Source organism: Nocardioides gilvus (assembly GCF_003194605.1).
GTDB lineage: Bacteria > Actinomycetota > Actinomycetes > Propionibacteriales > Nocardioidaceae > Nocardioides > Nocardioides gilvus.
Window position 1 is genome coordinate 52071 of the sequence record NZ_QHKY01000006.1, and the last position, 16727, is coordinate 68797.

The following is a 16727-nucleotide window of genomic DNA, read 5'->3' on the forward strand; positions in this document are numbered from 1 at the left end:
TGATACTGGTCCTCAGTTCACTTCCCCCCACTGAGAGTTCCGATGTTGTCGCACCCGACACCCCCACCGCCCGCTCCGATGGGTGTGCCCGACCGGGCCGCCCGCGTGCGGTTCCGGCGTGCGGTCACGCTGGTGCTGATGACACTCGGCCTTCCGGGATCAGCGCAGCTGGTGGTGGGCAACAAGCGCGTCGGTCGCATCGCGATGCGGATCTGGATCCTGACGTTGGCCGTGGCCCTCCTCGCTGCCGCCCTGGTGTGGATGTGGCCCGTGCTGGGTCTGAAGGTGGCGACCAACACCTTCCTGCTCGGCGCGCTGCGCACGGTCCTGATCGCGATGGCGATCGGCTGGGCCTACCTCTTCTTCGACGTCTGGCGACTCGGCCAACCGTTGTCGCTGCTCAAGAACCACCGACTGGCTGCGGTGGGGGTCAACGCAGGGGTGCTGCTCACGGTGACGGCCGTCCTCCTCTTCGGAGCGCACGTCGTCGGAGTGCAGCGCGGTTTCCTGATCTCCGTGGCCGGCAGCGGTGAGGTGCAGGGGGCCAAGGACGGTCGGTTCAACGTGCTGCTCGCCGGCGGCGACTCGGGAGCAGGACGCAACGGCCTGCGCCCCGATTCGCTCACCGTGGCCAGCATCGATGCCCGCACGGGCAGGACCGTGCTGATCGGGCTGCCGCGCAACATGGCCAACTTCCCGTTCCGTGACGGCTCGGTGATGGACGAGCAGTTCCCCGGTGGCTTCGACTGCGAGGGCTGCATGCTGAACGGCGTCAGCACGTGGGCGATGGATCACACCGACCTCTTCGGTGACGACGAGACGCCCGGCATGAGCGCCACGGTCCAGGCGGTCGAAGGCATCACAGGTCTGGAGATCGGTTACTGGGCGTTGGTGAACATGAAGGGCTTCCGCAAGCTGGTCGACGCCTTCGGTGGGGTGGAGCTGAACGTACGCGACCGGATCCCTGTCGGCCTTCCGCACGACTCCTTCTTCACCTACATCGAGCCCGGCGTCCGCAAGCTCGACGGCCACGACACGTTGTGGTTCGCTCGGGCGAGACACGGCTCCGACGACTACTCGCGGATGGCACGGCAGAAGTGTGTGATGAGCGCGATGCTGACCCAACTCAGCCCTCAACGGGCGGTGCTCAACTTCCAGAAGATCATGGGAGCGGGCGCCGACATGCTCTCCACCAACATGCCCTCGAGCGAGTTCGACACCTTCATCTCCCTGGCGATGCAGGCGAAGAGCCAGAAGATGGCGAGCGTCTCCCTGGTTCCGCCCCTGGTCTCCACCGGCAACCCCGACATCGCGGTGGCCCGGGGGGCCGTCGAGAAGGCGATCGACCGCTCGGAGAAGCCGCCGGCCAAGAAGACGGGCAAGAAGGCAGGCACCGAGACCGGCAGCGAGGCAGGACAGGGCAGCGCCGTCACGGGAGGTTCCGTGGGTTCGCTGAAGTCCGGCTACGCGGCCAATGACGCCGAGGACGTCGGCCAGGTCTGTTGACAGCGACGGATCGGGACGTGAGCGCCGCGACATCACTCCCGTGCCGTCGGGCGGTCGACCAGCACCTAGGGTGTACGCCGTGACCCCAGGTGAGAACGACGCTGCCCCCACACCGGGCCGCATCATCGCCGGCGTGGTCACCTTCAACCGGCTTCCGCTGCTCCAGGCCCTCGTTTCTCGGCTGCGTGAGATCGACCAGGTCTCCGAGATCCTCGTGATCGACAACGCGTCGAGTGACGGCACCGGCGAGTGGCTCGCCCAGCAAGTGGGACTCCCGGGCACTGCGGTCCACGGCCGTACGTTGGGTGAGAACCGCGGCGGCGCCGGTGGCTTCAACGAGGTCCTCACCGAGGCGGTCGACCGCGGAGCCGACCTGGTCTGGCTGATGGACGACGACGGTATGCCCGACCTCGACTGCCTGGACCGCCTGCTGGCCCACCGCGGGGAGCTCGACTTCTGGGGTCCTGCCGTCGTGGACGAGGCAGACCCCGAGCGGTTGGTCTTCCCCATCCGCCTTCCCGGCACCGCCAGCGTCGTGCACGACATGGCGGCCGTGCGTGCCGCCGCCCGTGACGGACTGATCCGTGACGTGGTGATCCCCTTCAACGGCGTCCTGGTCACCCGGGAGCTGGTGGAGAAGATCGGCTCGGTGCGCGCCGAGCTCTTCATCTGGGGCGACGACCACGAGTACCGCCTGCGTGCCGAGCGGGCCGGGGCCCGGATCGCCACGGTGACCGACGCCGTCGTGCGACACCCGTCGGTCGGCGACCTCGGCACCCCCATGATCCGTGGCCGGATGACCTACAACCACAGCCCCAGCGACCTCAAGCACTACTGCATGGCGCGCAACAACCTGCTCAACCTGCGCGAGTACCGCTCGAGCCTCCACGCGGCCGCGTTCGTGGTGAAGACCGTGTGGTTCTACACGCTCACCCGCCCCAGCGCGTCCCGGCTGCGGTTGAGCTTCTCCGCCTTCGCAGCTGCCCTGCGCGGCGACTTCACCGGACACCGGAGGTTCCTGGCATGAGCGCTCAGCACGCGGAGAGCGTCGCCGTGGTCATCGTGACCTACAACCGGGCCGACCTCCTCACCAGGATGCTCGACGGACTCGCGGCCCAGACCCGACGACCCGACCAGGTCGTCGTCGTCGACAACGCGAGCAGTGACCACACCGGTGAGGTCCTGGCCGCGCGCGCGGATCTCCCGTTGCACGTCATCACCTCGCCGGACAACCTCGGCGGTGCGGGGGGTTTCCACCTCGGGATGAAGACCGCCCACGAGCAGGGCTTCGACCGGATCTGGCTGGTCGACGACGACGTGGTTCCGGCCCCCGACTGCCTCGCCGTGCTGATGGCCAGCGACGAGGACTGCCTCATGGTGGTCCGCGAGGACCTGGCCGGTCAGCTGGTCGAGAAGTCGGCGATCCGCTTCGACCTCGACCGCCCGTGGGCGATCCGGCCCAAGACCGCCAGCGTCGACTCGACGTACGCGACCCGGGCCGAGATGCCGGCGCGGGTGGCGGTCGAGAACGTCGCCTTCGAGGGATTCATGGCGAGACGTTCCGTGATCGACGAGATCGGTCTGCCGGACCCGACCTTCTTCATCTTCTACGACGACGTCGACTACGCCGTACGGGCTCGCAAGGCGGGCCGTACGATTTGGGCGCTGCGCGACGCGGTCCTCGTACGGCAGCTCGACTTCAACCAGCAGCACGACCTGTCTGGCTGGAAGGGGTACTACATGTACCGCAACCTCTTCGTGGTCCACCTGCGCCACGGCAACAACATCGCCGTACGCCTCAAGCCCCTGCTGATCACGGCGGCCGTCATCGTCCTGAGCCCCCTGCGCGGGGGGAGGGCGGAGGCCAGCAACGTGATCAGGGCCATGAAGGACGCGTGGGGGATGCGAGCGGTGCCGAGCGTTGACGTCCCACGCCGCTAGAATCGGGAAATCTGTGTTGAACCCCTGTGAGGAGCTCTACCTTGTCTGAGTCCGTCCCGCCGTCCGCGACCCGCGACCTGCCTGATCTGGTCGTCGTCGGCTCCGGCTTCTTCGGTCTCACCATCGCCGAACGGTGCGCTGCCGACCTGGGCCTGAAGGTGCTCATCCTGGAGCGTCGCAGCCACATCGGCGGCAACGCGTACTCCGAGTTCGACGAGGAGACCGGGATCGAGGTGCACAAGTACGGCACGCACCTCTTCCACACCTCGAACAAGCGGGTGTGGGAGTACGTGAACCGCTTCACCGACTTCACCGACTACCAGCACCGGGTCTTCGCCAAGTTCAAGGGGCAGGTCTACACGTTCCCGATGAACCTCGGGCTGATCAACCAGTTCTTCGGGAAGTCCCACACCCCCGACGAGGCGCGTGCACTGATCGCCGAGCAGGCCAGTGAGATCGCCACCGAGGACGCGACCAACCTCGAGGAGAAGGCGATCAGCCTGATCGGGCGCCCGCTCTACGAGGCCTTCGTCAAGGGCTACACCGCCAAGCAGTGGCAGACCGACCCCAAGGAGCTGAGCGCGGACATCATCACGCGCCTGCCGGTCCGCTACACGTTCAACAACCGCTACTTCAACGACACCTACGAGGGCCTGCCGGTCGACGGCTACACCGCGTGGCTGGAGCGGATGGCTGACCACCCCAACATCACCGTGCAGCTGGACACCGACTTCTTCTCCGTCGCCGACGAGTACAAGGGCAAGGTCCCGATCGTCTACACCGGCCCGGTCGACGAGTACTTCAACAACTCCGAGGGCCGCCTCTCCTGGCGCACCATCGACCTGGAGCAGGAGACGCTCGACGTCGATGACCACCAGGGCACCGGCGTCGTCAACGCCAACGACCAGGACGTCCCCTTCACCCGGGTGCTGGAGTTCAAGCATCTGCACCCGGAGCGCAAGCACACCCCGGGCAAGACGATCGTGGTGCACGAGTACAGCCGCTTCGCCGAGGAGGGCGACGAGCCGTACTACCCGATCAACACCGCCGAGGACCGCGCCAAGCTGCTGAAGTACCGCGAGCTGGCCGAGAAGGAGCCCACCGTGCTCTTCGGGGGCCGGCTGGGCACCTACAAGTACCTCGACATGCACATGGCCATCGGGTCAGCGCTTTCCATGTACGACAACAAACTCCGCCCGCACTTCGCCGACGGCGAAGCGCTGAAGAGTGGAGGAGTGGACGAATGAGCAAGCACAGCGGCACGCCCGCGACCGTCACCCGAGTGCTCCAGCGCCAGATCCTGCCGACGCAGAGCGACTCCGACGTCTTCCGCCTGTACGTCGACCCCGAGGCCGTCGTCCTGGACGCCGACAAGTACGAGGTCGGCTCCAACCGCGCCGCCCAGCAGATCAACGCGGCCTCGATGCGTCAGTCGATCTCGACCGGCGCCTCGATCCACCCCGACCAGATCGAGAGCCGCACCGCGATGCGGGTGCTCGCCGGGGACAAACTGTCGTTCGGCACGTACTTCAACGCCTTCCCCGCCTCCTACTGGCGTCGCTGGACCGTCGTCACCGACGTCACCCTCACGGTCCACCTGAGCGGTGCGGGCGCCTCTCTGACCGTCTACAAGTCGATGGCCAACGGCCGTTCGCAGCGGGTCGAGACGGTCACGACGGGCACCGAGACCGAGGGTGTCTTCACCTTCGACCTCCCGCTCAAGCCCTTCGTCGACGGTGGCTGGTACTGGTACGACGTCGTCGCCGGTGAGGAGGACGTCGTCGTCACCTCCGCCGAGTGGGCCGCTGAGGTCCCCGCCGATCGCGCCGAGCACGGCACCGTCGACATCGGCATCACCACGATGAACCGTCCCGACTTCTGTGCCGACCTGATCGTGCAGATCGGCGAGGACGAGGCCCTGCGGCCCTACCTGGACGAGGTCCTGGTGATGGAGCAGGGCACCCAGTTGGTCACGGAGGCGGAGAACTTCGGCGTCGCCGAGGCAGCGCTGGGTGAGCAGTTACGGGTGATCGAGCAGGGCAACCTGGGTGGATCGGGCGGCTACGCACGCGGCCAGTTGGAGTCGGTCCGCAAGGGCACCGCGACGTACTTCATGTGCCTCGACGACGACGTCATCTGTGAGCCCGAGGGCATCATCCGTGCCATCACCTTCGGTGACCTGGCTCGCCGCCCCACGATCGTGGGCGGCCACATGTTCAGCATCTACTCGCGGGCCCGCCTGCACTCCTTCGGCGAGATCGTCCAGCAGTGGCGCTTCTGGTGGGAGTCGGCCCCGGGTGTCTTCGGCGACTGGGACTTCGGCGCCCGCAACCTGCGCTCGACCCGGTGGCTCCACAAGCGGGTCGACGTGGACTTCAACGGTTGGTTCATGTGCCTCATCCCGCGTCAGATCCTTGAGGAGATCGGCCTCTCGCTGCCGGTCTTCATCAAGTGGGACGACTCCGAGTACGGGCTGCGAGCGAAGAAGGCGGGCTATCCGACCGTCACCTTCCCCGGTGCCGCCGTCTGGCACGTGCCCTGGACCGACAAGAACGACGGCCTGGACTGGCAGTCGTACTTCCACCAGCGCAACCGCTTCATCGCGGCCCTGCTGCACTCGGCCTACCCCAAGGGTGGCCGGATGGTGACCGAGAGCTTCAGCCACCAGGTCAAGCACCTGGTCTCCATGCAGTACTCGACCGTTGAGCTGCGACACAAGGCGCTCGAGGACGTGCTGGCCGGCCCGTACGAGCTGCACGGTTCGCTGGAGAGCAAGCTCAAGGAGGTGCGCGCCTTCGCCAGTGAGTTCACCGACGCCCAGCTGCAGCCTGACCCGGACGCCTTCCCGAGCGTGCGCCGGACCAAGCCGCCGCGCAAGGGACGCGACGACACCGGTGTCCCGAACGGCAGCGCGGTGAAGTTGGCCGCCCTGAAGTCTCCGTTCCGTCAGCTCCTTCCGGTCCGCCCCTTGGCCAAGGAGCACCCGGAGGTCGAGATCCCGGCGATGGACTCGCAGTGGTACAGGCTCACGAAGTACGACTCGGCCATCGTGTCGATGCCGGACGGCCAGTCCGCAGCGCTCTACCAGCGTGACCCGGAGAAGTTCCAGGACCTCCTCAAGCGCACGGTGGACATCCACCTCCGTCTGCGCAAGGAGTGGCCGCGTCTTGCCAAGGAGTACCGCGACGCGTTGCCGGACATCACCTCGCCCCACGAGTGGGAGAAGACCTTCCGCCCGTGGACCGAGGACACGGAAGTGACGACGGAGAGTTGATGAGCACGATCGGTCATGACCGGGCTGCCGAGATGCCCTTGGCGTCCCCCAGTCCCGGCGGCACCCTGGCGGAGGTGTTCCGCCAGCGGTACCTGCTCTCGATGTTGGTGCGCAACACCATCAAGTCGAGCTACCAGGGCACGGTCCTGGGGTGGCTGTGGAGCTACGTGCAGCCAGGGATCCGCTTTGCGATCTACTACTTCATCTTCCAGGTGATGATCAACCGCGGTGGTGACGAGGTGCCCAACTTCGCCATCCACCTGGTCTCAGGGCTCGTGGTGGTGCACTTCTTCACCGAGACGTTCAACGGTGGGACGGCCTCGCTCCTGCGCAACCGCAGGTTGCTGAACAAGCTGCCGATGCCCAAGGCGCTCTTCCCGGTCTCCAAGACCGTGGTGGCGCTGTGGCACACGGTGCCGATGCTGGTGATCCTGCTGGTGGTCTGCCTGGTCGTGGGCTGGGATCCGGACATGCTCGGGGTGGCTGCAGGTCTCCTGGCCTTCGCCATCCTGATCCCCCTGGCGTTGGCGCTCGCCCTGTTCTTCAGCATCCTCAACGTCTTCTGGCGGGACTTCGGAAAGCTGATCGGTACCCTGACGCAACTGATCACCTTCAGCGTCCCGATGATCTACCCGTACACGTTCGTGCACGAGCGTTTCGGCGAGCTCGGTTCGAAGATCTACCTGCTCAACCCGGTGGCAGAGTCGGTGCTGCTGCTGCAGCGCTGCTTCTGGGTGGGCACCGGCGACGATCCCGCCTACCTGACCTCACGCCACATGCCTGACGACCTGTGGGCCCGCGGCGGTGTGATGCTCGTGGTCAGTCTGGTGCTGCTCTTCCTGGCGCAGGCATGGTTCAAGAAGTACGAGGGCCGAGTGGTGGAGAGACTCTGATGACCAACTTCATCGAGGTGCACAACGCCACCAAGACGTTCCGGATGCAGTACCACCGCTCGCTCAAGATGATGGCGATCGCGAAGCTGAAGGGCAACCGCACCCACGACGTCTTCAACGCCGTCGAGGACGTGAGCTTCACGGTCGAGCAGGGTGAGTCGATCGGGCTCATGGGGTTGAACGGCTCCGGCAAGTCCACGCTGCTCAAGATGGTCAGCGGAGTGATGCGGCCCGACTCGGGCACCGTGCTCACCCGAGGCCGGATTGCGGGTCTGATCGCCACCGGCGCCGGTTTCGACCCTCAGTTGAGTGGTTGGGACAACCTCTGGCTCCAGGCCGCCATCCTGGGGATGAGCGAGGCGGAGACGCGGCGCAAGCTGGACGCGATCGTCGACTTCGCCGACCTCGGCACCTTCCTCGACACACCGGTGACGTACTACTCCTCGGGCATGAAGGCGCGGTTGGGATTCGCAGTGGCGATCCACGTCGACTCCGACATCTTCATCGCTGACGAGGCGTTGGCTGTGGGCGACCGACCGTTCAAGCGCAAGTGCAAGCGGAAGATGGACGAGATCAAGAACTCGGGCACCACCATCTTCTACGTCTCGCACGCTCCCGGCGCGGTGCGCAGTCTCTGCACCCGGGTCCTGGTGCTGGACAAGGGCCGGCTCGCCTTCGACGGGGGAGTCGACGAGGGAATTCACTTCCTGAAGTACGACGACACCGAGGACAACGTGGTCGGTGACAAGGAGGACGACGGCCTGGGAGCCGACGTCTGAGAGTCAGGCACAGCCTGCGACGCAGGGTCCGAGGCGCCGTCCCGGTCGAGCGCTGGTCTGGACCACCTCACACCCTGTCGTGACATCGAAGGGCCACTCCCCTGGGGAGTGGCCCTTCAGTGCATTTCTGCTCAGATATGCCCTCGTGAGGGTCAGAAGTGGGCCATCCTTGCAGCGGAAAGTTGACAAAACTCAATTTTGTCGGCGTGGCGAGTGGAAATTACACCGTTGTAGTTACTCAGTTTTGCTGTCGTGACTCGTGTGACTGATGTGAAACTTGCTACCCGTGTGACTCTTCCCCCGCACTGGAGTGGCCCAAATGCGTACGAACCAGATCCGTTTCATCACCGCCTGCCAGCAGCTGCTGGCGCTCGGTGTCGTCCTTGCCGTGCTCGCACCGGCGACCAACATCATCTCGCTCGATGTGGTCTCCCGTGCTCCGGTGACCGGGCTGGCTGCCGAGCCCGCCCCGGCTCTCGCCCAGGTGCCCACGGCGCCGGTGGAGCCCGAGGTCGAGGAGTACGCCATCGTGGAGGACGACTCCGCCGAGGCAGGTGTGCAGCGCGAGGACGAGGCGCCCGCCCACGAGGACGAGGGTCACGCCCATGAGGACGAGGCTGGCGCGCACGAGGGACACGAGCACGGGCTCGCGGCCGACGTCGCGCCCGAGGACGTCGTCGAGGCGACGGTCTCCGCACCGATCGAGGGCTTCGGTGCCGTCGGCGTCACCTGGGACACCGAGTCCCGGGTCGCGGCCGGCGAGCTCGCCCTGCAGGTGCGCACCCGCGAAGGTGCGGAGTGGGGCGACTGGACCGAGATGGTCTTCGACGACGCCCACGCTCCGGACCCGGACAGCCCTGACGCCAGGACCGCACGCAACGGCACCGACGCTCTGATCGTGGGAGAGGTCGACGAGGTCGAGGTGCGTGCCGACGGCGCCGGCGAGCTGCCCCAGGGTCTCTCGCTGGCCGTGATCGACCCCGGTGCAGCCGAGGAGACGCGCGAGGAGGGCCCGGCCATCGAGACCGCCCCCGCCGCCCCCGCTGACTCGACCGACTCCGGAGATGACGACAAGATCGCCCTCCAGTCGGGCCGGACCGCCGCCAAGCCGACGATCTACTCGCGTGCCCAGTGGGGTGCCGACGAGAAGATCCGGCACAAGAGCTCACTGAGCTACGGCTCCATCGAGGCCGGTTTCGTCCACCACACGGTGAACGCGAACAACTACACCGCCGAACAGGTGCCCGGGATCATCCGCAGCATCTACACGTACCACGTGAAGTCCCGCGGCTGGAGCGACGTTGGCTACAACTTCCTCGTCGACCGTTTCGGACGGGTCTGGGAGGGTCGCTACGGCGGCGTCGACAAGGCGGTCATCGGCGCCCACACCTCTGGCTACAACCACCTGGCCTTCGCGATGTCGGCGATCGGCAACTTCGAGACGACCGGTGCTCCCGCCGCCATGGTCAACGCATACGGGGCGCTCTTCGCCTGGAAGCTCGGTCTGCACGGCATCGACCCGCGTTCCATGAAGGAGCGCGTGGGCTCCCGCACGATGCCCGCGGTCAACGGACACCGTGACGCGGGCTCGACCGCCTGCCCGGGCAAGTACCTCTACGCCCAGCTCGGTGCGATCCGGGCGAAGGCCGCAGCAGCCCAGACCGGTGTCGCTGCCCCCACGCCGACCGCTCCCACTCCGACGAAGCCCACGCCGGCCCCGGCTCCCACCCCGGCCCCCCCGACCTTGTCGGCGCCGAACCTGTCGACCAACCTCGCGGGCACGCCCCACCCCGACCTGGTTGCTCGTCGTAGCAGCGACTCCCAGCTCGTCATCCTGCCGACCGGCGGCATGTCAGCCCTGGCCGCGCCCAAGAAGATCTCCACCGGGTGGAAGTACAAGACCCGGATGGTTTCCTCTGCCGACCTCACCGGCGACGGAATGGCCGACCTGGTCTCCGTGAGCGGCGACGGCACCGCGAGGGTGCACCGCGGACTCAACAACGGCAAGTTCAAGAAGAAGGCCACCACCGTGATCACCCTGACGCGCGGGCATGACCTGCTCACCGCGGTCGGGGACATCAACGGTGACAAGCGCGCCGACCTGGTGGCGCGGCACACCCGGACCGGCAAGGCCTACGGATTCCTCCAGACTGCCTCCGGCAAGTTCACGAAGGTCAGGGTCAACCGCAACCTGCGTACGTACACCGAGTTGGTGGCGGTCGGTGACATCACCGGTGACGGTCGCCCCGACCTCATGGCTCGCCACAAGAAGGGGGCCGTCCACACCATCAGCGGTCTGGGCTCCTCCAAGTTCGCCAAGCCGAAGGCGACCCCCGGCAACTGGTCTCCCTACAAGACGATTGCCGGTGGCGGCGACTTCGACGGCGACGGCAGGACCGACCTGCTCGTACGTCGCGGCACGGGCACCCTGTACGTGCTTCCCGGCACCGGTCGCGGCTCCTTCGGCGCCCGACGTGGCCCGCTGGCCACGGAGAAGAGCCTCGACCACCTCTCGGTCAACGTCGTCACCTCCAGCGGTTCGCCGGACCTGATGGCGCGCCGCGGCAGGGAGTTGGTGCACCTGGCCAACCCGGGCACCTACGAGCTGCGGGCGCCCATCGAGACCGGCATCGACGCCTCGTCGGCGATCCACCTGATGAACGCGGGTGACTGGAACGGTGACGGCAAGGGTGACGTCATCACCGTGGGTGTCACCGGTGCGCTCCAGCTCCGTCTCGGGGACGGCACGGGCAAGCTCTCCAGCCCGCGCATCCTGATCGGGACCGGTTTCCACGGCGTGCAGGCCCTCGAGGCCGTGGGCGACGTCAACGGTGACGGCAAGCCCGACCTGATCGGCACCGTCAACGGCGTGACCCGGTTCTTCGCCGGCAATGGCAAGAAGCGGGTCAAGGGAGGCGTGGCCGTCCCCGGCTACAAGGGCCGCCTGGCCCGGGTCCCCGGCGGCGCCTCGCTCGACCCGAACGTCTACGACGTGCGACTCCCGGTCAGTCAGGTCAAGCTGCAGGCCGGCACCACCGACGTCGTCGCTCGTGGCAAGAAGAGCGGGCGCCTCTTCCTCTTCACCGCCACCACCAAGGGGCTGACCCAGCGCCGCTACCTCGCCGGCGGGATGAGGCAGTACAACATGTTCAGCTGAGACCCTGATCGGACGCGGTGACCTGCTCCTGCTGTGCAGTGAGGACGAGCCGCTCCGGGTCTGCCTGAGCCACCAGAACCATCGAACCGCCTCTCGCGAGAGGTTCGATGAAGGTGGCGACACCTGATGGGGAAGTCGGGTTCGCCACCGTCAACAGACGGCCGCCGTCGGTGAGGAGACTCCCGGCGGCGGCTGTCTGCCACATCTCCCCCTGGGTGGCCCGACGCTCACCGTCGACCCAGGCCAGGTCGCTGGCGGTGGGCGGGTCCCACGCGATGAACGCGTCGGGCTGGCTCCAGATCTCCACGCCCACGTCGTGCACACCGTCCGGCAGGGGCTCGCGGAAACGTACGCCCATCGGCAGAAGGCTGCAGGCCAGCACGGGGAGTTCCTCGGCCCGCGTGGCCCAGGCCTCCACCGACTCCGGCCCGCAGACGACGACGTCGAACTCGTCGTCCCAGACGACCGCCAGACCCACGCTCCAGGCGGCACCGAGGAAGACCGTGGCAAGCCAGTGCGGGGGCAGATCGATCCGGATCCGCATTCCGCGTTCCAGGTCGTACTCCTCCACCAACAGGCTCGAGGCCTTGGCCACCCAGTTGGCGTAGGTGACGACCGAGAGCTCGACGCGCTCCGAGGTCGAGTGATCGTAGAAGGTGACCAGGGGGTCACCGGGGGAGCGGCGCATCAGGGCGCCGAGGACGTCGTCGAAGGTGGTCACGCCCACCAGCCTAGGCACTGGTCACATGAGCGAACGCCGGTGAGGGAGTCGGGCCGTGCCCGGGTGCTCTACTCTCACAGCCATGTCTGCTGCGCCGTCTCTCGACCATTTCTGGGCCGTCATCCCCGCCGGTGGTGCCGGCACCCGCCTCTGGCCGCTGTCGCGGTCCCGGGCTCCGAAGTTCCTGCTGGACCTGACCGGGTCGGGTCGGACACTCCTCCAGGCCACCGTCGACCGGTTGGCCCCGCTCGCCCTCGACCGGTGCCTGGTGGTCACCGGCGCGGCGCACCGTGAGGCCGTGGTGGCCCAGGTGCCCGAGCTGCAACCCGATCGGGTGGTGGCCGAGCCGTCCCCACGCGACTCGATGGCCGCCATCGGTCTCGCCGCGGCGATGCTCGAGCTGCTGGACCCCGACGCGGTGATGGGTTCGTTCGCCGCCGACCACGTGATCGCCGACCAGGCGGCCTTCTCCGCCGCCGTCTCGGGAGCCGTGGAGGCAGCCCGGGAGGACTGGCTGGTGACGATCGGCATCGAACCGACCGGCCCAGCCACCGGCTTCGGCTACATCCGGACGGGGCCACCGCTGCGGGGCCTGGACGCGCTCACCGTGGAGGAGTTCGTGGAGAAGCCCTCCCGGGAAGTGGCCGAGGGCTACCTGGCCACGGGCGCCTACCGCTGGAACGCAGGCATGTTCGTCGTACGTCCGACGGTGCTGCTCGACCTGCTGGCCGAGGGCGACCCGGAGTTCGCCGCAGCCCTACGAGCCCTCGCTGCCGCCCCCGAGACACTCGAGGAGGTCTGGGGGACGTTGCCGAAGATCGCGATCGACCATGCGGTGGCCGAGCCGGCCGCAGCGGCCGGGCGCGTCGCGTGCATCCCGGGCACCTTCACTTGGGACGACGTCGGTGACTTCGCCTCGCTGGACGCCTTGCTCACCGCCGACCTCTCGGCGCGGGGCGTCGACGCCGAGGTGCGCGTGCTCGGGGACGAGGGCCTGGTGCGGATGGTCGACTCCACGGGTCTGATCGTGCCCGGGAGTGGCCGCACGGTGGCGGTGATCGGGCTCGACGACATCGTCGTGGTGGACACCCCGGATGCTCTTCTGGTGACCACGCGGGCGCGCGCCCAGGAGGTGAAATCGATCGTGGCCGCCCTCAAGGAGGACGGCCACGACGAGTTGGTGTGAGGGACCAGCTGGTGTGAGGTCAGTGACCGATCAGCCAGCGCCCGGCTCGGGGGAGTCCATGTAGGGGTAGTCCTTCATGAACGTCTCGAGCGCTGCGCCGCTCGGCTCGGAGCAGTACTGCCACACGCCGACCTGCTTGGCAGGGTCGTCCTCGCCAGCCCCGCCGACCGACCAGTGGGTCATCGCGACGTGCTGTCCCTCGGGGAATTCGGCGCCGTCCTCGGAGGTCCACGGCGCGATCTTGAACTTGTTGCGGAAGTTGTCGGAGTCGAACTTGCCGGCCAAGCCCTTCAGTGTCGTGATCTGCTCTTCGTCGTCGGCGATCGTCTCGTCGTACCAGAGGATCGTGTAGCCGTGCTCGAGGTTGTGCACCAGGTAGCCCAGGTCGGGGCGGTCGGAGCTGTAGAACTTCCGCTCGATCGGCTCCCACGAGTCGTAGTGCGGTCCGAAGGCCGGCGGGGCCTCCTCGTACTCCAGTGGGCTGCCCTGGGGGACGTGGTTCTGCATGCCGTTGGCGGGGGCCGTGGTGACCTCCTGGCAGGAGTCAGCACTGGCACCGATCGCGGCGAGCTCCTTGCTGTCGAACTCGCGCATGTCCCACCAGTCCGTGACCGGCTTCCAGGCAGCCGCGAAGATGATCAGCAGTCCCAGAGCCACGGCGACGCCGATGATCATGCCGCCGCGGCGCCGGTCGGCTGTCTTCGAGCTGTTGCGGATCTCGTCGATCTTCGCCTGACGGCTCGTCTTGTCCTGCTTGGCCACGGTGGGTCGTCCTCGGGTCTCGGGTGGAGTCGGTGAAACGTGGGTGAGTCTACGGATGAGTCGGTGAGAGGTGGGCGAGGTGCACACTCTGGTCCAGTTCGTCCTCGCCGACGGTCTCCAGGACCCAGCCGTGGGAGGCGCACAGCGCGCGGAGGACTGCCGCGCAGGGCTCCGACGACTCCGCGGGCAGCTCCAGGGTCAGCCTCGTGCTGTTCGGGCTCTCGCGTGGGCGGGGGTGGGCTCGTGGCAGGACGCGACCGAGGGCCTCGAGGAGTTCGCTCTCGCTGGCCGGGGCGCCGAAGACGCTGAGCAGCGCGGTCTCCTGGGCGAGCGCGACGACGACTGCCTCCCGGGCCCCGAAGCCGAAGAGGTCAGTCCCCTCCGGGCGCTGCAACCGGACGGCTCCCGGACCGTCCTGACCCGGAGGGAGGACCAGGTCGCTGCGACCGCGGAGCCGGGCCACCGGGCGGCCACCCAACTTCGACTGTGCCAGCTCGGCGGCCCCGGCGATCTCGTCGGCGACGGCGGGAAGCGTCACGGCCAATGGGTTTCCGTACGCGTCCTCGCGACCCTCGTAGGACTCGTACGGGAGCAGCCCGGCGACGCCGATGGCGATGTCGGTCTGCCCCTCGCGCCAGGCGCGACCAGCGGTGTCGGTGACCACGACGCCCACGTTGTGCCCGGTGAGCTCGTGAAGGCGCTTGCGCAGGGCACGCGCCGAGGCGTCCGGGTCGTGGGGCAGCAGCACGATGGCGCCGAGGGTCACGTTCGAACGGTCGATGCCGGCCGCTGCCATGACGAGCCCGAGACGGTTGCGGACGATCCGGGTCAGCCCGCGCCGGGCCACCACGCGGACAGTTTCGGCGGCGAACGCGGCTTCGTACGCCTCGTCGTCGGCGACCACCACGCGGCCCTCGGCCTTGCTGACGACCTTGCTGGTGACCACGACCACGTCACCGTCGAGGAGCGCCAGGGCGCCGCTGATCTCGGCGGCCAGGTCGGTCCCTGCGGTGATCTCGCCGATCCCGTCGGGTGCCACCACCGAGATCTCTGCCATCAGGAGACCATGTCGATGGCGGCGGCGGCCATCGCGGCAGTCGCGTCGTCGTCGGTCATCAGCAACGGCACCGCTCGGGCAGGGAGGCCGGCAGCCTCCAGGGCGCCCACCTGATCGGCGTCGACGGTGTCGACCAGCCAGCCGTCGAGCACACCCCCGGCGCTCCGGGCGCCGTGGTGCAGACCGACACCAGAAGCACTCACCTCCACGCCCACCGCTGTCAGGAGCTGGTTGGCCATGCCGTGCACGTGCGACCCTCCGATGATGGGTGAGAGACCGACCACCTTGGCCGTGGTGGCGCGCAGCGCGCTCCGCAGGCCGGGGACGCCGAGGACCGTGCCGATCGAGACGACCGGGTTCGAGGGCGGCACAATGACCAGGTCGGCCTCCGTGATCGCCTCCAGCACACCGGGAGCGGGGGAGCTGTTCTCCAGCCCCACGAAGACGACCGCTTCGGCCGGGACCGCGGCGCGCAGCCGCACCCAGTACTCCTGGAAGTGCATCACCCGACGTCCGCTGGGGCTCTCGGGGTCGGCGATCGCCACGTGCGTCTCCACCCGGTCGTCGGTCATCGGCAGCAGGCGGACGCCGGGTTGCCAGCGCTTGCAGAGCGCTTCGGTGACTGCCGAGAGGGGGTAACCGGCCTCCAGCATCTGGGTGCGCACCAGATGCGTGGCGACGTCGCGGTCACCCAGACCGAACCAGGTCGGCTCGACGCCGTAGGCCTCCAGCTCCTCCTTGACGCTCCAGGTCTCGTCGCGACGGCCCCAGCCGCGAGCGGAATCGATGCCGTCGCCGAGGGTGTACATCACGGTGTCGAGGTCAGGACAGACCTTCAGGCCGTGGAGCCAGAGGTCGTCCGCGGTGTTCGCCACCACCGTGACCCGGGCGTCGGGGGAGACCCCCGGGAGCAGGCCGTGGGTGATTCCGTGCAGCAGGCCACGGATGAACTTCGCTCCGCCCATACCACCTGAGATGACTGTGATGTTGCGCATGGGCATATCTTTGCCCGAAGGTCCAGAAGGCGCGCCACGCGGTCCCGAATTCGCCAAACTCCGCTTGACGAATTGGTACCCACAAGCGTGTAATTCCGTTAGTGTTCTTCCAGGCGCCCCACAACGGGGAGAGGTGCCGACACGGGTCGAAAGGGCAAGGTCGATGCGAGAACTGTTTCTCATGGACGCCGAGACCGAGAGCATGGGCTGGCAGGACCGAGCCTTGTGCGCGCAGACCGACCCGGAGGCCTTCTTCCCCGAAAAGGGTGGCTCGACGAGGGAGGCCAAGAAGGTCTGCCTGACCTGTGACGTACGCACCGACTGCCTGGAGTCCGCCCTCATGAACGACGAGCGGTTCGGCATCTGGGGCGGCCTCTCCGAGCGTGAGCGTCGCAAGCTCAAGAAGAGCGCGATCGAAGTCGGCTGACCCGATCGACCCAGCGGCACCGCGGTCCT

Annotated in this window: 14 protein-coding genes; 10 read left to right on the plus strand and 4 right to left on the minus strand. The window is 67.7% G+C overall.

The features are described 5' to 3' along the window. Positions 1–138 precede the first annotated feature (138 nt). The 8 genes from DNK52_RS14340 to DNK52_RS14375 all read left to right on the plus strand — a co-directional run bounded on the left by DNK52_RS14340 (position 139) and on the right by DNK52_RS14375 (position 11550). Entirely contained in the window at positions 139–1506 is a 1368-nt protein-coding gene (locus tag DNK52_RS14340; protein ID WP_239455659.1) for an LCP family protein, read from the plus strand. A 79-nt stretch (positions 1507–1585) separates the two neighbouring features. After that, positions 1586–2533: a glycosyltransferase family 2 protein gene (locus tag DNK52_RS14345; RefSeq protein WP_239455660.1), complete on the plus strand. Its 948-nt coding sequence runs from the start codon at positions 1586–1588 to the stop codon at positions 2531–2533. Continuing rightward, positions 2530–3447, plus strand: a complete 918-nt coding sequence (locus DNK52_RS14350; protein WP_110241725.1) for a glycosyltransferase family 2 protein — start codon at positions 2530–2532, stop codon at positions 3445–3447. The genes DNK52_RS14345 and DNK52_RS14350 overlap by 4 nt, the downstream gene beginning before the upstream one ends. Before the next feature lie 41 nt (positions 3448–3488). After that, a complete protein-coding gene (glf, locus tag DNK52_RS14355) occupies positions 3489–4694 on the plus strand; it encodes a UDP-galactopyranose mutase (RefSeq protein WP_239455668.1) in 1206 nt (401 codons plus the stop codon). Continuing rightward, positions 4691–6721 carry a glycosyltransferase gene (locus DNK52_RS14360; protein ID WP_110241727.1) on the plus strand — a complete coding sequence of 677 codons (2031 nt, stop codon included), beginning with the start codon at positions 4691–4693 and terminating at the stop codon, positions 6719–6721. Before glf ends, DNK52_RS14360 begins: the two co-directional genes overlap by 4 nt. Beyond that, positions 6721–7614 (plus strand): ABC transporter permease, encoded by an 894-nt coding sequence (locus DNK52_RS14365; RefSeq protein ID WP_110241728.1) that lies wholly within the window; start codon positions 6721–6723, stop codon positions 7612–7614. The genes DNK52_RS14360 and DNK52_RS14365 overlap by 1 nt, the downstream gene beginning before the upstream one ends. Further along, complete coding sequence (locus tag DNK52_RS14370; protein ID WP_110241729.1) at positions 7614–8393, plus strand: ABC transporter ATP-binding protein; 780 nt, start codon at positions 7614–7616, stop codon at positions 8391–8393. The genes DNK52_RS14365 and DNK52_RS14370 overlap by 1 nt, the downstream gene beginning before the upstream one ends. Before the next feature lie 319 nt (positions 8394–8712). Further along, positions 8713–11550, plus strand: a complete 2838-nt coding sequence (locus DNK52_RS14375; protein WP_110241730.1) for an FG-GAP-like repeat-containing protein — start codon at positions 8713–8715, stop codon at positions 11548–11550. On the opposite strand, the gene DNK52_RS14380 is transcribed toward DNK52_RS14375, so the two are convergent. After that, on the minus strand, positions 11543–12271 hold the full coding sequence (locus DNK52_RS14380; RefSeq protein ID WP_239455669.1) for a TIGR03089 family protein: 729 nt from the start codon (positions 12269–12271) through the stop codon (positions 11543–11545). The two genes, DNK52_RS14375 and DNK52_RS14380, sit on opposite strands and share 8 nt — an antisense overlap. 82 nt (positions 12272–12353) lie before the next feature. On the opposite strand from DNK52_RS14380, the gene DNK52_RS14385 reads away from it, so the two are divergent. Beyond that, positions 12354–13457: a mannose-1-phosphate guanylyltransferase gene (locus DNK52_RS14385; RefSeq protein WP_110241731.1), complete on the plus strand. Its 1104-nt coding sequence runs from the start codon at positions 12354–12356 to the stop codon at positions 13455–13457. Between the two features lie 30 nt (positions 13458–13487). On the opposite strand, the gene DNK52_RS14390 is transcribed toward DNK52_RS14385, so the two are convergent. Genes DNK52_RS14390 through cofD form a run of 3 tightly spaced genes read right to left on the minus strand, consistent with a single transcriptional unit; the run spans position 13488 to position 16271 of the window. Continuing rightward, positions 13488–14219, minus strand: coding sequence for a DUF3105 domain-containing protein (locus tag DNK52_RS14390; RefSeq protein ID WP_110241732.1), 732 nt, complete (start codon positions 14217–14219; stop codon positions 13488–13490). A gap of 49 nt (positions 14220–14268) precedes the next feature. Beyond that, on the minus strand, positions 14269–15276 hold the full coding sequence (gene cofE, locus DNK52_RS14395) for a coenzyme F420-0:L-glutamate ligase (RefSeq protein ID WP_110241733.1): 1008 nt from the start codon (positions 15274–15276) through the stop codon (positions 14269–14271). After that, entirely contained in the window at positions 15276–16271 is a 996-nt protein-coding gene (gene cofD / locus DNK52_RS14400) for a 2-phospho-L-lactate transferase (RefSeq protein ID WP_110241893.1), read from the minus strand. The genes cofE and cofD overlap by 1 nt, the downstream gene beginning before the upstream one ends. A 163-nt stretch (positions 16272–16434) precedes the next feature. Here cofD and DNK52_RS14405 point away from each other — a divergent pair, with 163 nt between their 5' ends. Further along, on the plus strand, positions 16435–16698 hold the full coding sequence (locus DNK52_RS14405; RefSeq protein WP_110241734.1) for a WhiB family transcriptional regulator: 264 nt from the start codon (positions 16435–16437) through the stop codon (positions 16696–16698). Positions 16699–16727: the final 29 nt, after the last annotated feature.

Bases quoted from the DNA above. Each gene is read 5' to 3' on its own strand.
- DNK52_RS14340 (WP_239455659.1), top strand. From the start codon at position 139: ATGACACTCGGCCTTCCGGGATCAGCGCAGCTGGTGGTGGGCAACAAG.
- DNK52_RS14370 (WP_110241729.1), top strand. From the start codon at position 7,614: ATGACCAACTTCATCGAGGTGCACAACGCCACCAAGACGTTCCGGATG.
- DNK52_RS14385 (WP_110241731.1), top strand. From the start codon at position 12,354: ATGTCTGCTGCGCCGTCTCTCGACCATTTCTGGGCCGTCATCCCCGCC.
- cofE (WP_110241733.1), bottom strand. From the start codon at position 15,276: ATGGCAGAGATCTCGGTGGTGGCACCCGACGGGATCGGCGAGATCACC.
- DNK52_RS14365 (WP_110241728.1), top strand. From the start codon at position 6,721: ATGAGCACGATCGGTCATGACCGGGCTGCCGAGATGCCCTTGGCGTCC.
- DNK52_RS14375 (WP_110241730.1), top strand. From the start codon at position 8,713: ATGCGTACGAACCAGATCCGTTTCATCACCGCCTGCCAGCAGCTGCTG.
- DNK52_RS14360 (WP_110241727.1), top strand. From the start codon at position 4,691: ATGAGCAAGCACAGCGGCACGCCCGCGACCGTCACCCGAGTGCTCCAG.
- DNK52_RS14405 (WP_110241734.1), top strand. From the start codon at position 16,435: ATGCGAGAACTGTTTCTCATGGACGCCGAGACCGAGAGCATGGGCTGG.
- DNK52_RS14350 (WP_110241725.1), top strand. From the start codon at position 2,530: ATGAGCGCTCAGCACGCGGAGAGCGTCGCCGTGGTCATCGTGACCTAC.
- cofD (WP_110241893.1), bottom strand. From the start codon at position 16,271: ATGCGCAACATCACAGTCATCTCAGGTGGTATGGGCGGAGCGAAGTTC.